This is a genomic window from Blastococcus sp. TF02A-30 (assembly GCF_003319185.1).
Classification (GTDB): Bacteria; Actinomycetota; Actinomycetes; order Mycobacteriales; family Geodermatophilaceae; genus Blastococcus.
This window is the reverse complement of the sequence record NZ_QOHJ01000001.1, coordinates 528966-541811: the sequence shown is the minus strand read 5'-3', so window position 1 is coordinate 541811 and position 12846 is coordinate 528966. Positions and strand designations below refer to the sequence as shown.

General features: G+C 73.3%; 13 protein-coding genes and 1 pseudogene. 5 read left to right on the top strand and 9 right to left on the bottom strand.

Annotated features, from left to right (window positions below; all coding sequences use genetic code 11):
- Nucleotides 1-175: 175 nt before the first annotated feature.
- Genes DQ241_RS02555 through DQ241_RS02545 form a run of 3 tightly spaced genes read right to left on the bottom strand, consistent with a single transcriptional unit; the run spans nt 176 to nt 3029 of the window.
- Nucleotides 176-967, bottom strand: a complete 792-nt coding sequence (locus tag DQ241_RS02555) for an ATP-binding cassette domain-containing protein (RefSeq protein ID WP_113828558.1) — start codon at nt 965-967, stop codon at nt 176-178.
- Nucleotides 964-1992, bottom strand: a complete 1029-nt coding sequence (locus tag DQ241_RS02550) for an ABC transporter permease (protein ID WP_199583995.1) — start codon at nt 1990-1992, stop codon at nt 964-966. The genes DQ241_RS02555 and DQ241_RS02550 overlap by 4 nt, the downstream gene beginning before the upstream one ends.
- 53 nt (nt 1993-2045) lie before the next feature.
- The gene (locus tag DQ241_RS02545) at nt 2046-3029 is read right to left on the bottom strand and encodes a sugar ABC transporter substrate-binding protein (RefSeq protein ID WP_113828557.1); all 984 of its coding nucleotides are present in this window, start codon (nt 3027-3029) and stop codon (nt 2046-2048) included.
- Nucleotides 3030-3171: 142 nt separating this feature from the next.
- On the opposite strand from DQ241_RS02545, the gene DQ241_RS02540 reads away from it, so the two are divergent.
- Nucleotides 3172-4236, top strand: coding sequence for a Glu/Leu/Phe/Val dehydrogenase (locus DQ241_RS02540; RefSeq protein ID WP_113828556.1), 1065 nt, complete (start codon nt 3172-3174; stop codon nt 4234-4236).
- A 13-nt stretch (nt 4237-4249) separates the two neighbouring features.
- Here the strand turns inward: DQ241_RS02540 and DQ241_RS02535 are convergent, their stop codons facing one another.
- Nucleotides 4250-5092: a hypothetical protein gene (locus DQ241_RS02535; RefSeq protein WP_113828555.1), complete on the bottom strand. Its 843-nt coding sequence runs from the start codon at nt 5090-5092 to the stop codon at nt 4250-4252.
- A 252-nt stretch (nt 5093-5344) separates the two neighbouring features.
- Here DQ241_RS02535 and DQ241_RS02530 point away from each other — a divergent pair, with 252 nt between their 5' ends.
- Nucleotides 5345-5569, top strand: a complete 225-nt coding sequence (locus DQ241_RS02530) for a DUF3073 domain-containing protein (RefSeq protein WP_113828554.1) — start codon at nt 5345-5347, stop codon at nt 5567-5569.
- Nucleotides 5570-5706: 137 nt separating this feature from the next.
- Here the strand turns inward: DQ241_RS02530 and purM are convergent, their stop codons facing one another.
- The 3 genes from purM to DQ241_RS02515 form a co-directional block, all read right to left on the bottom strand.
- Entirely contained in the window at nt 5707-6759 is a 1053-nt protein-coding gene (purM, locus tag DQ241_RS02525) for a phosphoribosylformylglycinamidine cyclo-ligase (RefSeq protein WP_113828553.1), read from the bottom strand.
- Nucleotides 6756-8294 (bottom strand): amidophosphoribosyltransferase, encoded by a 1539-nt coding sequence (gene purF / locus DQ241_RS02520; RefSeq protein WP_113828552.1) that lies wholly within the window; start codon nt 8292-8294, stop codon nt 6756-6758. Before purF ends, purM begins: the two co-directional genes overlap by 4 nt.
- Before the next feature lie 80 nt (nt 8295-8374).
- Entirely contained in the window at nt 8375-8839 is a 465-nt protein-coding gene (locus DQ241_RS02515) for a MarR family winged helix-turn-helix transcriptional regulator (RefSeq protein WP_113828551.1), read from the bottom strand.
- Nucleotides 8840-8900: 61 nt separating this feature from the next.
- Between DQ241_RS02515 and DQ241_RS02510 the strand changes: the two genes are divergently transcribed.
- On the top strand, nt 8901-9275 hold the full coding sequence (locus DQ241_RS02510; RefSeq protein ID WP_113828550.1) for a VOC family protein: 375 nt from the start codon (nt 8901-8903) through the stop codon (nt 9273-9275).
- Between the two features lie 56 nt (nt 9276-9331).
- Here the strand turns inward: DQ241_RS02510 and DQ241_RS02505 are convergent, their stop codons facing one another.
- Both DQ241_RS02505 and DQ241_RS02500 read right to left on the bottom strand, forming a co-directional pair.
- Nucleotides 9332-9943 carry an MBL fold metallo-hydrolase gene (locus DQ241_RS02505; protein ID WP_199583993.1) on the bottom strand — a complete coding sequence of 204 codons (612 nt, stop codon included), beginning with the start codon at nt 9941-9943 and terminating at the stop codon, nt 9332-9334.
- A complete protein-coding gene (locus tag DQ241_RS02500; protein WP_113828549.1) occupies nt 9943-11028 on the bottom strand; it encodes an S-(hydroxymethyl)mycothiol dehydrogenase in 1086 nt (361 codons plus the stop codon). The genes DQ241_RS02505 and DQ241_RS02500 overlap by 1 nt, the downstream gene beginning before the upstream one ends.
- Nucleotides 11029-11134: 106 nt before the next feature.
- On the opposite strand from DQ241_RS02500, the pseudogene DQ241_RS02495 reads away from it, so the two are divergent.
- A pseudogene (locus DQ241_RS02495) lies at nt 11135-12655 on the top strand (OFA family MFS transporter).
- The gene (locus DQ241_RS20785) at nt 12652-12795 is read left to right on the top strand and encodes a hypothetical protein (RefSeq protein ID WP_199583992.1); all 144 of its coding nucleotides are present in this window, start codon (nt 12652-12654) and stop codon (nt 12793-12795) included. Before DQ241_RS02495 ends, DQ241_RS20785 begins: the two are co-directional and overlap by 4 nt.
- The last annotated feature ends 51 nt before the right edge of the window (nt 12796-12846 follow it).

The following is a 12846-nucleotide window of genomic DNA, read 5'->3' as shown; positions in this document are numbered from 1 at the left end:
GCGGTGGAGCCCAGCGAGAGTCGCACTGTCACCAGCAGTCACAAAGGCAACACGCGGAACAGTTGACGCGCCGCAACCAAAACGGTCGGCGACCGTCTCGTCACAGTCGGTATGTCGACATCGGGAGGCGGCGAGCGTCTCCTCGGCCTGCCCTCCCTGGGTGAGCGACGGCGGATCAGCCGGCCGGGCGCTCCAGCTCGTGTGCGAGCTGGTCGAGCTCCGCGCCCCCGGCCATCAGCCGGGTCAACTCGTCCCGGCTGATCCCGCCCTTGGTGAACTCCCCCAGGCTGCGGCCGCGGTTGAGGACCAGGAAGCGGTCGCCGACCGGGTAGGCGTGGTGCGGGTTGTGCGTGATGAGGACGACGCCGACACCGCGGTCGCGGGCCTGGGCGACGTAGCGCAGCACCACACCGGCCTGCTTGACGCCCAGCGCCGACGTCGGCTCGTCCAGGATCAGCACCCGCGCGCCGAAGTGCACCGCCCGGGCGATCGCCACCGACTGCCGCTCACCGCCGGAGAGCGTGCCCACCGGCTGGTTCGGGTCGCGGATGTCGATGCCCATCGCGGCCAGCTCGCGGCGCGTGGTCTCCTTCGCCAGGGCGGAGTCGAACCGCCGGAACGGGCCCCAGCCCCTGGTCGGCTCCGCACCCAGGAAGAAGTTCCGCCAGATCGCCATGAGCGGGACGATCGCGAGGTCCTGGTAGACCGTGGCGATCCCGGCGTCCAGCGCCTCGCGCGGGGAGCCGAAGGACGTCGGCGCCCCGTCGAGCAGCACCTCGCCGCGGTCGGCGCGGTGCACGCCGGCGAGGATCTTGATCAGCGAGGACTTGCCGGCGCCGTTGTCGCCGAGCACGCAGGTGACCTCGCCGGCCCGGACGGTGGCGCTGATGCCGTCCAGCGCGATCACCGAGCCGTAGTCCTTGCCGACGTCGCGCAGCTCGAGCAGCGGCGGCGTGCCGGCGCTCATCGGCGGGCCGCCTCGGCGTAGCGGCGGACGAGCCGGTTGGCCAGCACGGCGAGCAGCAGCATGGCTCCCAGGAAGAAGTAGAACCAGTCGGCGTCCCAGCGCAGGTACGGGATGCCCAGCTGGGTCATGCCGAAGATCAGCGCCCCGAGCGACGCGCCGATCGCGGACCCGAAGCCGCCGGTGAGCAGGCAGCCGCCGATCACCGCGGCCACGATGTAGATCAGCTCCTGGCCGGTGCCGGTGTTGGCCTGCACCGAGGTGAGCCGCACCGCCAGCGTCGTCCCGACGAACCACGCCGCGGCCGACGTCGTCATGAACAGCGCGATGGTGGTCCGGCGGGCCGGGACGCCCACGTTCCGGGCGGCCACCTCGTCCCCGCCGGTGGCGAAGACCCAGTTGCCGAAGCGGGTGCGCAGCAGCACCCAGGACGCCAGCGCGGTGAACAGCACCCACCACAGCACGGCGACGCGCACCTCGGCGCCGAAGATCGACATCCGGGAGGCGAACACCCACTCGGCGGAGGCGTACCCCGGCACGTCGGCCAGCCCCGAGGCGGTGACCGTGCCGGTGAAGAACTTGGTGAGCCCCAGGTTGAGGCCCTGCAGCATCAGGAACGTCGCCAGCGTGATGATGAAGCTGGGCAGGCCGGTCCGGGTCACCAGCCAGCCGTTGACGAAACCGATGGCCAGCGCGACGACCAGCGAGACCGCGATGGCCACCCAGAGGTTCTGCCCAAACTCGGTGGCCACGATCGCCACGGTCAGCGCCGTCGTCCCGGTCATGACGCCGGCCGAGAGGTCGAAGTGCCCGCCGATCATCAGCAGCGCGACCGCCACCGCCATGATCCCGAGGGTGGAGGCGGGGTCCAGCCAGTTCGCCACCCCGCGGGCGGAGCGGAAGACCTCCGACTGCACCGCGAAGAAGGTGAAGACGACGACCGCGCCGACCAGCGCGCCGAGCTCGGGCTTGACCAGCAGCCGGCGCAGCGGGCCGACGGCGCTCAGCCGCTCGTCGGCCCGCCGCACGCCGGCGTCCGGTCCCGTCGCCCCGGTCGCGGGCGGAGCGGCCCCTGGCCCGCTCAGCGCGTGCCGGCCGAGGCCAGGTCGGCGATCTCGTCGACGTTGTCCGCGTCGACGATGCCCGGGCCGGTGAGCACCGGCTGCCCGCCACCGACGGTGTTCAGGTTCTCCGCGTACAGCTTCAGCATCACGATGGGCAGGTAGCCCTGCTCGTACTGCTGCTGGTCGACGGCGAAGGCGATCGACCCGTCCTGGATGCCGGAGATGACGTCCTCGTTGAGGTCGAAGGTCGCCACCTGGGTGTCCGTGCCGGCGTCCTCGGCCGCGGCGACCGCCGCGGCGGCCACCGCCGAGTTCAGGGTCAGCACCGCGTCGACGGTCGCGTCGCCCTGCAGCTGCGAGGCGATGGCCGACTGCGCGCCGGTGATGTCGTTGATGTCCACCTGCAGCGGCGTCACGTTGGCGCCCAGGCCCTGGGCCGCACCGGCGCAGCGCTGCTCGAGGCCGATGTTGCCGGGCTCGTGGATGACGCAGACGACGTTCTGCGCGCCGGCGGCGGCCAGCTCGCGCCCGGCGCCCTGACCGGCGATCTCCTCGTCCTGGCCGACGTGCCCGATCGCGCCGAACTCGCCGGAGCGGTCGCCGCCGGAGTTGATGGTGACGACCGGGATCCCGGCCTCGACGGCGGAGCGGACGGCGTCCTCGAGCGCGTCGGGGTTGGCCATCGAGACGACGATGCCGTCGACCTCGGAGTTCACCGCGGCCTCGATGAGCTGCGCCTGCCGCTGGGGGTCGCCGTCGCTCTGGTAGTCGACGTCGATCCCCAGGTCCTCGCCGGCGGCCTCGGCGCCGTTCTGGACGACGTCCCAGAACGCGTCGCCGGCCGAGCCGTGCGTGATGACGGAGAAGGAGAGGTCGCCGTCCGCCGCGCCGCCCCCGGAACCGCCGGACCCGCCGCCGGAGTCGCTGCTGTCCGTCGTGCAGGCCGCGAGCACGAGCGGCGCCGCCACGACGAGAGCGAGCAGTCGCCTGGGTGCGGGCATGGGAGTCCTCCTGCAGTGATCCGCGGGGGCGCCCCCGCCGGGTGTCCAACGGGACATGATGCCTCCCGCGCCCGCACCGGTGCCGCGCGACCGGCCCGGACGCGCCCGGAGACGTCCCCCGGGAGGGTTCTACGCTCGGTCCGTGCAGGTTCTCGGCTCCGGCCACGAGCAGGTCGTGTTCTGCAGCGACGAGGAGTCGGGCCTGCGGGCGGTGATCGCCGTGCACTCCACGGCGCTCGGCCCCGCGCTGGGCGGCACCCGCTTCTACCCGTACGCCTCCGAGGAGGCCGCGGTCGCCGACGCGCTGCGCCTGTCCACCGCGATGTCGTACAAGAACAGCCTCGCCGGCCTGGACCTCGGCGGCGGCAAGGCCGTGATCATCGGCGATCCGCGCACGGACAAGACCGAGGCGCTGCTGCGCGCCTACGGCCGGTTCGTGGAGGCCCTCGGCGGGCGCTACCTGACCGCCTGCGACGTCGGCACGTACAACGCCGACCTCGACGTCGTCGCCCGGGAGACGCGTTTCGCGCACGGCCGGTCGGAGGCCTACGGCGGCTGCGGCGACTCCTCGGTGCTCACCGCCTACGGCGTGTTCCTCGGCATGCAGGCCGCGGCCGAGCACTGCTGGGGGTCGCGCTCGCTGGCCGGCCGCACGGTGGCGGTCGCGGGCGCGGGCAAGGTCGGCTCGCACCTGATCGGCCACCTGGTCGAGGACGGCGCCGACGTCGTCGTCACCGACGTCGACCCCGCCGCGGTGGCGCGGGTGCAGGCACGGCACCCGGGCGTGCGCACTGTCGCCGACACCGCGGCCCTGGTCGCGACGCCGCACGACGTCTACTCCCCGAACGCCCTCGGCGGCGCGCTGGACCCCGCCACGGTGGCCGCCCTGCCCGCCCGCATCGTCTGCGGCGGGGCCAACAACCAGCTGGCCACCCCCGAGGTCGCCGAGCAGCTGCGCGGCCGGGGCATCCTCTACGCCCCCGACTACCTCGTGAACGCCGGCGGCGTGATCCAGGTCGAGGACGAGCGGCACGGTTTCTCGTTCGCCCGCGCGCAGGCCAAGGCGTCGGGGATCTTCGACGTCGCCCGGCGGGTGTTCGAGCTGGCCGACGACGAAGGCGTCTCCCCCGCCGTCGCCGCCGACCGGCTGGCCGAGGAGCGGATGCGCTCGGTCGGCCGGCTGGCCGCCATCCGCCTGCCGCGCTGAGCCGTCGCTGCGCTCACCCGGCGGTGCTGTCGCCGTCCGGGTGCGCGAGCGCCGGGGCCGACAGCATCTCCGCGCGGATCAGACGCCGGACGTCGCGGAACGCGCCCGCCGCCTCACCGGTGAACCCGGTGCGTCCACGGTCGAGGAAGTCGGACAACCGGGGAAGCCTCGCCAAGGGCGACGCGCCGTCCCGGAACGTCGGACGGTGGGTCTCGTACTCGGTCACGAGGTCGGACAGGTACGTGCGCAGCACGCGGAGGCCGGCAGCCACCTTCCTCGCCTGCGCCTCGGGGAGCCCCAGCCCGCCCTGCCCGCTCGCGATCGCGCCCTCGGTGTCCAGCTCCACCTGGAGCAGCTCGAACTCCAGCTGGGCGTCGCTGACGAGCGCGAGCTGCTCGTCGTACACGACCTCCCCGACGCGGACAGCGCCGTCCGGGTCGTGGATCAAGCCGGCGCGCAGCAGCCGACGGGCCCGCTTGACCGCCTGGTAGGCATCCGTCGCCCGGGCGAGCACGCCGCGGAGGGACTCCCGGCGCTGCTGCACGAGGGCTTCGCGCTCCGCCGCCCGCTGCTGCTCCACCGCCTCGCGCGCCGCCGCGCGCTGGTCGGCCGCCGTCCTCTTCCGCGCGTGCTCGTCGGCCAGGAACTTGACCAGCGCGCCCGCCAGCACGACGAGCACGAGCTGCATGAGCGCCTTGCCCAATTCGAATCCCAGCGTGCCCGATCCGGCATCCCAGACCGCCACCAGCACCGCGACGGAGAGCACGCCGACGGCGGCGATCGCGCCCAGGAGAACCCGCCAGGAACCGTCGTCCCCGCGCCGGGCATCGTCCTCGCGCTGCGGCGCCGGTGCCATGGCGTGCCCCCCGTGCGGAGAACGGTCGCGCGGCGGCCCGCGCTGGGTCCGCGCCGAGCGTGACGGACGGCGGGGTGGCCGGTCCAGACCTCCGCGCGCCGGTGCCACCGCTCTCCTGGGGGAGGGACGTGTGCCCGCCGCGGATCCGTGTCGTAAGGTTGCTCAAGACATAGTCACTCAGTCGGGGTCGCCACGCGGGCCGCATCAGCCGCTTGGCTGAGCCTCCGCACTCCGTAACGAGGGGGTCGAGCCATGGGGCGCGGCCGAGCGAAGGCCAAGCAGACTCGCGTGGCCCGTGAGCTCAAGTACAGCTCACCCAACACCGACCTCACCGCGCTGCAGCGCGAGCTGGCCGGTTCGTCGTCGTCCTACACCGCGCCGAGCGTGGCCAAGGACGACGACGAGGACGAGGACGACGAGTACGCCGACCGCTGGGCGGACGACGACACGGACGACGACTGGGCCGCCAGCCGCTGACGCGGCAGCCCTGTCCCGTCCGACGCGAGGCACCGCTCCCCTCCGGGGGACGCGGTGCTCTCGCGCGCCGTCGGCCCGTCGGCCCCCTGCAGGGTCCCGCCGCGAGCGTGCGAGCGGTGGGGGGCAGGGGGTCCTTTTCAGCGGTAGGTGCCGACCAGGGACGCCGCGTCCTCGCCCGTCCGGCGCTGCACGGTCCCGGCGACCCACGCCGGGACACCGGCCTCGGCCAGCTGCGCGACGACGGCGTCGGCGACCTCGGGGGCGACGGCGGCGACCATGCCGACGCCGCAGTTGAACGCGCGCTCGGATTCCGCGCGCGGCACGCCGTGCTCCTCGAGCAGGCGCACGGCGGGCGGCAGCGCCCACGTGCCGCGGTCGAGGACGGCGGTCAGCCCGTCGGGGACCACCCGGGCGGTGTTGCCGGCCAGCCCGCCGCCGGTGATGTGCGCGTAGGCGTGCACGTTCTCGACGCCGTGCCGCTCGACGAGGCCCAGGCAGTCGCGGGCGTAGATTCGGGTGGGCTCCAGCAGCTCCTCGCCCAGCGGGCGGGTGAGGCCCTCCGGGGTGCCGTGCAGGTCGAGCCCGGCGGCGGCCACCACGCGGCGGACCAGCGAGTAGCCGTTGGAGTGGAACCCGGACGACGCCATGGCCACGACAGCGTCGCCCTCGCGCACCCGCTCCGGCCCCAGCACGGCGTCGGCCTCGACGACGCCCACGGCGGTCGCGGCCAGGTCGTACTCGTCGGCGTCCATGAGGTCGCCGTGCTCGGCGGTCTCCCCGCCCACCAGCGCCGCCCCGGCGAGCGTGCACCCGGCGGCGATGCCGGTGACGATCGCGGCGATCCGCTCGGGCACCACCTTGCCGGTGGCCACGTAGTCCTGGAGGAACAGCGGCTCGGCACCGCAGGCCACCAGGTCGTCGACGACCATCGCGACCAGGTCGATGCCGACGGTGTCGTGCCGGTCGAGCTGGCGGGCCAGCGCGATCTTGGTGCCCACGCCGTCCGTGGAGGAGGCCAGCAGGGGCTTGCGGTACTTCTGGACGTCGAGGGCGAACAGCCCGGCGAAGCCGCCCAGCCCGCCCACGACCTCGGGCCGGTTGGTGCGCTCGACCGCGGCCTTCATCAGCGTGACGGCGCGCTCGCCGGCGTCGATGTCGACGCCGGACGCGGCGTACGTGAACTCGCTCATGGACGGCTCAGCGCGTCCGCGGCCCCACCGGGGACGCTGGCGCTGCCCGCCTGCTGCCCGGTCCAGCCGCTGACCGCGCGTTGGCCGATGCTCTCGAGCACGTGCTTGCCCAGCACCTCGGGCTCGCCCAGGTCGATCGGGTAGTCGCCGGTGAAGCACGCGGTGCACAGCCGGTTCGCCGGCTGCTCGGTGGCGGCGATCAGCCCCTGCTCGGACACGTAGCCCAGGGAGTCGGCGTTGATCGAGGCGCGCACGCCGTCGGTGTCCAGCCCGTTCGCGATGAGCTCGGCGCGGCTGGCGAAGTCGATGCCGTAGAAGCACGGCCACTTGACCGGCGGCGAGGCGATGCGGACGTGCACCTCGACCGCGCCGGCCTCCCGCAGCATGCGGATCAGCGCCCGCTGGGTGTTGCCGCGGACGATCGAGTCGTCGACGACGACCAGGCGCTTGCCGCGGATGACGTCGCGCAGCGGGTTGAGCTTGAGCCGGATGCCGAGCTGCCGGATGGTCTGGCTCGGCTGGATGAACGTGCGGCCGACGTAGGAGTTCTTGACCAGCCCCAGCCCGTAGGGGATGCCCGATGCCTCGGCGTAGCCGACCGCGGCGGGGGTGCCCGACTCGGGGACCGGGATGACCAGGTCCGCCTCGACCGGGTGCTCCTTGGCCAGCCGGCGGCCGATCTCCACGCGGGCGGCGTGCACGCCGCGGCCGGAGATGGTGGTGTCGGGGCGGGCCAGGTAGACGTACTCGAAGACGCAGCCCTTGGGCTCGGCCGGCGCGAAGTGCTGGCTGCGCAGCCCGTTCTCGTCGATGGCGATCAGCTCGCCGGGCTCGACCTCGCGGACGATCGAGGCGCCGACGATGTCCAGCGCCGCCGTCTCGCTGGCCACGACCCAGCCGCGCTCCAGGCGGCCGAGCACCAGCGGGCGGACGCCCTGCGGGTCGCGGGCGGCGTAGAGCGTGTCCTCGTCCATGAAGGTGAGGGAGAAGGCGCCGCGCAGCGTGGGGAGGACCTCCATCGCGGCGGCCTCGACCGAGAGGTCGGGGCGGGCGGCGATGAGGGCGGTGATCAGGTCCGAGTCGTTGGTGGCCACGAAGGCGCCCGGCACACCGGCGTCGGCGGCCTTGCTGGCCAGCTCGGCGGTGTTCACCAGGTTGCCGTTGTGGCACAGCGCCAGGCCGGTGCCGGCCTCGGTGGTGCGGAACGTCGGCTGCGCGTTCTCCCACGTGGAGGCGCCGGTGGTGGAGTACCGGGTGTGGCCGACGGCGAGGTGGCCGCGCAGGCTGCCCAGGGTCGCCTCGTCGAAGACCTGGCTGACCAGCCCGAGGTCCTTGTAGACCACGACCGAGACGCCGTCGGACACCGCGATGCCCGCTGCCTCCTGACCGCGGTGCTGGAGGGCGTAGAGACCGAAGTAGGTCAGCTTCGCGACCTCCTCCCCCGGCGCCCAGACACCGAAGACGCCGCAGGCGTCCTGGGGTCCGGGGGACTGGGGGTCGAGGTCGTGCGTCAGCCGTCCATCACCGCGAGGCACCCGTCCACCGTACCGGCGCCGCGCGCGATGCCCACCCCCGCCGGGGTGGGACGGGTCACCCTCCGGCGTGTCCGCGCTGCTCAGCCCCGTGTCGCCACGTCGTCCGCGGACGCGACCGCCTCGGCGCAGGCGACGAGGTCCCGGTGCAGGCGCGCGACGTCGTCGGTCGAGGCCAGGGCCCCGAGCATGCGCTGCTCCACCCGGGCGACCGCGCGGCTCGCCTCGTCGAGCACCGCCACCCCGCGCTCGGTGAGCTGCGTGGGCAGCGCGCGGCCCCGCGGGGCCGCCGGCGGGCGGGCGAGGAGGCCGCGCTGCTCGAGCCCGGTGAGGACGGCGTGCATCGACTGCCGGGTCACGAAGGCGCCGCGGGCCAGCTCCGCCGCGGAGAGACCCGGGCTCGAGCCGAGCAGCTCGAGGCACGCGTACTGCGGCACGGTCAGCCCCAGCGGCCGGAGCGCCGTGTCCATGGCGCCCCGGAGGGCGGCCGCGGCCTGCTTCAGCGCGTACCCCACCGACGACTCGACGTGGACCCGGTCCGGCTGCATGTCAGCAGCCTGACATACGCTCCAGGATGTCAGGATCCTGACATCAACACGAGGAGGACACATGGCAGCAGTGACCGGACCCGACTTCGTCGCTCTCCAGGTCAGCGACCCCGAGGCGTCCGCGGTGTTCTACGAGCGGCAGCTCGGGCTGCGCCGCGCTCCGGCCTCACCGCCGGGCGCGGTCGTCTTCGCCACCACGCCGATCCCGTTCGCCGTGCGCACCCCGCTGCCGGGCGTGGACCCGGCCGCCGTCCACCCCCGGCCCGGTGCCGGTGTGGCGCTGTGGCTGCACGCCGACGACGCGCAGGAGCTGCACGACGACCTGGTCGCCGCGGGGGTGCCGACCCTGGGCCCTCCGGTGGACACGCCGTTCGGCCGCACCTTCACCTTCCTCGACCCCGACGGGTACGCGGTGACGGTGCACGACCGGGCCTGATCCGCCGGGCTCCCGGCGCCGGACCGACGACGTCGGCGGGCGCCGGGAGCCGCGGCTCAGCCCTGGAGCGACCGGAACTCGGCGGCGATGGTGGTGTCGTCGCCGTGGCCGGTCTTCACCACGGTGTCCCCGTGCAGGCTGAACAGCTGCGACCGGATCGAGTTCAGGATCGTCGGGTGGTCGCTGAAGCTGCGGCCGGTGGCGCCGGGGCCGCCGCAGAACAGCGTGTCGCCGGTGAACACGGTGGTGAGGTCCGGCGCGTGCAGGCAGGTGCTGCCCGGCGAGTGACCCGGCGTGTGCAGCGCGACGAGCGTCGTCCCGGCTACGCGGAACTCCACCCCGGCGGCGAGGTCGCGGTCCGGCGCGGTGCCCGGGTGGGTCATGTCCCAGAGCATCCGGTCGGCCGGGTGGAACCAGATCGGCGCCCCGGTGGCCTCGCGCAGCGCCGGCGCCGCGGTGACGTGGTCGTTGTGCCCGTGCGTGAGGACGATCGCGGTGACCCGGCGGCCACCGATCGCCGCCACGATGGGGGCGGCGTCGTGCGGCGCGTCCACCACCAGCACCTCGTCGTCGTCCCCGAGCAGCCAGACGTTGTTCTCGACGTCGAAGTCCTGCCCGTCGAGGGAGAACACCCCGGGGACGACGACCTGCTCGATGCGGGCGGCCATCAGAGGACCACGACCGACCGCAGGACCTCGCCGCGGTGCATCTTCTCGAAGGCCTCCTCGACGGAGTCCAGGCCGATGGTCTCGCTGACGAACTTGTCGAGCGGGAACCGGCCCTGCAGGTACAGGTCGACCAGCATCGGGAAGTCGCGGCTGGGCAGGCAGTCGCCGTACCAGGCCGGCTTGATGGCACCGCCGCGGCCGTAGAGCTCGATGTGCGGCAGCTCGACGGTCATCTCCGGGGTGGGCACGCCGACGAGCACCACCCGCCCGGCCAGGTCGCGGGAGTAGAACGCCTGCTCGAGGACCTTCGGGTGACCGACCGCCTCGATGGCGACGTCGACGCCGAAGCCCCCGGTGAGGGCCTTGATCGCCTCGACCGGGTCGGTCTCCTTCGAGTTGACCGTGTGCGTGGCGCCGAACTCCCTGGCCCACTCGAGCTTCCGGTCGTCGATGTCGACGGCCACGATCGTCGTCGCCCCGGCCAGCTTGGCGCCGGCGATCGCGGCGTCACCGACGCCGCCGCAGCCGAAGACGGCGACGCTCTCGCCCCGCTGCACCGCGCCGGTGTTCAGGGCGGCACCCGCACCGGCCATGATCCCGCAGCCGACCAGACCGGCGGCGGTCGGCGGCGCGGCCGGGTCGACCTTCGTGCACTGCCCGGAGTGGACCAGCGTCTTCTCCGCGAAGGCGCCGATGCCGAGCGCCGGCGAGAGCTCCGTGCCGTCGGCCAGCGTCATCTTCTGCGCGGCGTTGTGGGTGTTGAAGCAGTACTGGAGCTGACCCTTGAGGCAGGCGCGGCACTGCCCGCACACGGCCCGCCAGTTGAGGACGACGTAGTCGCCGACGGCCACGTTGGTGACGCCCTCACCCACGGCGGAGACGACGCCGGCCGCCTCGTGGCCCAGCAGGAACGGGAACTCGTCGTTGATCCCGCCCTCGCGGTAGTGCAGGTCGGTGTGGCAGACCCCGCAGGCCTGCACGTCGACGACGGCCTCACCGGGACCCGGATCGGGGACCAGGATCGTCTCGATCGAGACGGGAGCACCCTTGCTGCGGGCGACGACGCCCTTCACCTCGTAGGCCATGCCCCGAGCCTATGGTGGCCTCCCCGGTGTCGCCCCGCCGGTTTCGTTAGCCGGGCGAAACGGTCACGTCCCGATCTCGATCCGAGTGTGAACGCGCGAGTAGGTCGTGCGCGACGTACCGTGCCACCGGCCGCGATCCCCGTCACACAGCGCGCGCCCAGGTCGCGTCCGTCCGGACGCGGCCCTCCCGATTCCGGAGGTCCGATCCGTGGCAGTACCCGGATTCCTGGCTCGCGAGCGCATCATCGCGAAGCCGGGCTTCAACCGCTGGCTCATCCCGCCGGCCGCCCTGGCGGTGCACCTCTGCATCGGCCAGGCGTACGCGACCAGCGTCTACAAGGCGGCGCTCGTCGCCCACTTCGACTCGACGCTCACCGCGATCGGCATCACCTTCTCGATCGCCATCGTGATGCTCGGCCTCTCGGCCGCCGTCTTCGGCACGTGGGTGGACAAGAACGGTCCCCGCGCCGCCATGTTCACCTCCGCCTGCTTCTGGGTGACCGGCTTCCTCGTGGGCTCGCTGGGCATCTACACCGAGCAGCTGTGGCTGCTGTACCTCGGCTACGGCGTGATCGGCGGCATCGGCCTGGGCATCGGCTACATCTCGCCGGTCTCCACGCTGATCAAGTGGTTCCCCGACCGCCCGGGCCTGGCCACCGGCATGGCGATCATGGGCTTCGGCGGTGGCGCGCTCATCGCCTCGCCGCTCTCCCGCTAGCTGATGAGCTGGTACGACCCGGGCTACGACCCCGCCGTCGCCGGCACGGTCCCCAGCGGCAACGCCGTCGCGGGCCTGTTCCTGACCCTGGCCGCCGTCTACCTCGTCTACATGATGTTCGGCGCGTTCCTCGTCCGCGTGCCCGCCGAGGGCTGGACGCCGGCCGGCTGGGACCCGGCGTCGGTCAGGTCCAAGGCCCTGGTCACCACCGAGAACGTCTCGGCCGCCAACGCCATCAGGACGCCGCAGTTCTGGCTGCTGTGGATCGTGCTCTTCTGCAACGTGACCGCCGGTATCGGCATCCTCGAGCAGGCCGCGCCGATGATCCAGGACTTCTTCCGCGAGGGCGACACCTCCGCCGTCGCCGCCGCCACCGCGGCCGGCTTCGTCGGGCTGCTGTCGCTGTTCAACATGGCCGGCCGGTTCGTGTGGTCGTCCACGTCGGACTACATCGGCCGCAAGCCGATCTACATGGTCTACCTCGGCGTCGGCCTGGTGATGTACGTGCTGCTGGCCACCGTCGGCAGCACCGCGACCTGGGTGTTCGTCGTCCTGGCCGCCGTCATCCTGTCCTTCTACGGCGGCGGCTTCGCCACCATCCCGGCGTACCTGCGCGACCTGTTCGGCACCTACCAGGTCGGCGCCATCCACGGGCGGCTGCTGACCGCGTGGGCCGCCGCCGGTGTGGCCGGCCCGCTCATCGTCAACGGCGTGCTGGACCTGGCCGAGGGCGAGCCGGGCACGCTGGTCGCCGGTGACTACCGGCCGGCCCTGTTCATCATGGTCGGCCTCCTCGCCATCGGCTTCGTCGCCAACCTGCTGGTCAAGCCCGTGGCCAGCAAGTGGCACGAGCCGAAGGCGGCGGCCCCCACCACCCCCGCGACCCAGGAAGAGAGCGCCGTCCGATGAGCACTCCCGTCTCCCAGGGCCGGCAGGCCAGCAGCACCCCGGCGGGGATCATCGCCGTGGCGTGGACGCTGGTCGGCGTCCCGCTGGCCTACGGCCTGTACCAGACGATCAAGACCGCCAGCTCGCTGTTCGGCGGCTGATCCACCGGCACTCCCCGACGCCCCCGTCCGCAGCCGCGGACGGGGGCGTCG

Coding starts and splice junctions, on each gene's coding strand:
- DQ241_RS02510 (WP_113828550.1), top strand. CDS start 8,901: ATGGCAGCAGTGACCGGACCCGACTTCGTCGCTCTCCAGGTCAGCGAC.
- DQ241_RS02515 (WP_113828551.1), bottom strand. CDS start 8,839: ATGCAGCCGGACCGGGTCCACGTCGAGTCGTCGGTGGGGTACGCGCTG.
- DQ241_RS02530 (WP_113828554.1), top strand. CDS start 5,345: ATGGGGCGCGGCCGAGCGAAGGCCAAGCAGACTCGCGTGGCCCGTGAG.
- DQ241_RS02505 (WP_199583993.1), bottom strand. CDS start 9,943: ATGGCCGCCCGCATCGAGCAGGTCGTCGTCCCCGGGGTGTTCTCCCTC.
- DQ241_RS02535 (WP_113828555.1), bottom strand. CDS start 5,092: ATGGCACCGGCGCCGCAGCGCGAGGACGATGCCCGGCGCGGGGACGAC.
- purM (WP_113828553.1), bottom strand. CDS start 6,759: ATGAGCGAGTTCACGTACGCCGCGTCCGGCGTCGACATCGACGCCGGC.
- DQ241_RS02500 (WP_113828549.1), bottom strand. CDS start 11,028: ATGGCCTACGAGGTGAAGGGCGTCGTCGCCCGCAGCAAGGGTGCTCCC.
- DQ241_RS20785 (WP_199583992.1), top strand. CDS start 12,652: ATGAGCACTCCCGTCTCCCAGGGCCGGCAGGCCAGCAGCACCCCGGCG.
- DQ241_RS02545 (WP_113828557.1), bottom strand. CDS start 3,029: ATGCCCGCACCCAGGCGACTGCTCGCTCTCGTCGTGGCGGCGCCGCTC.
- DQ241_RS02555 (WP_113828558.1), bottom strand. CDS start 967: ATGAGCGCCGGCACGCCGCCGCTGCTCGAGCTGCGCGACGTCGGCAAG.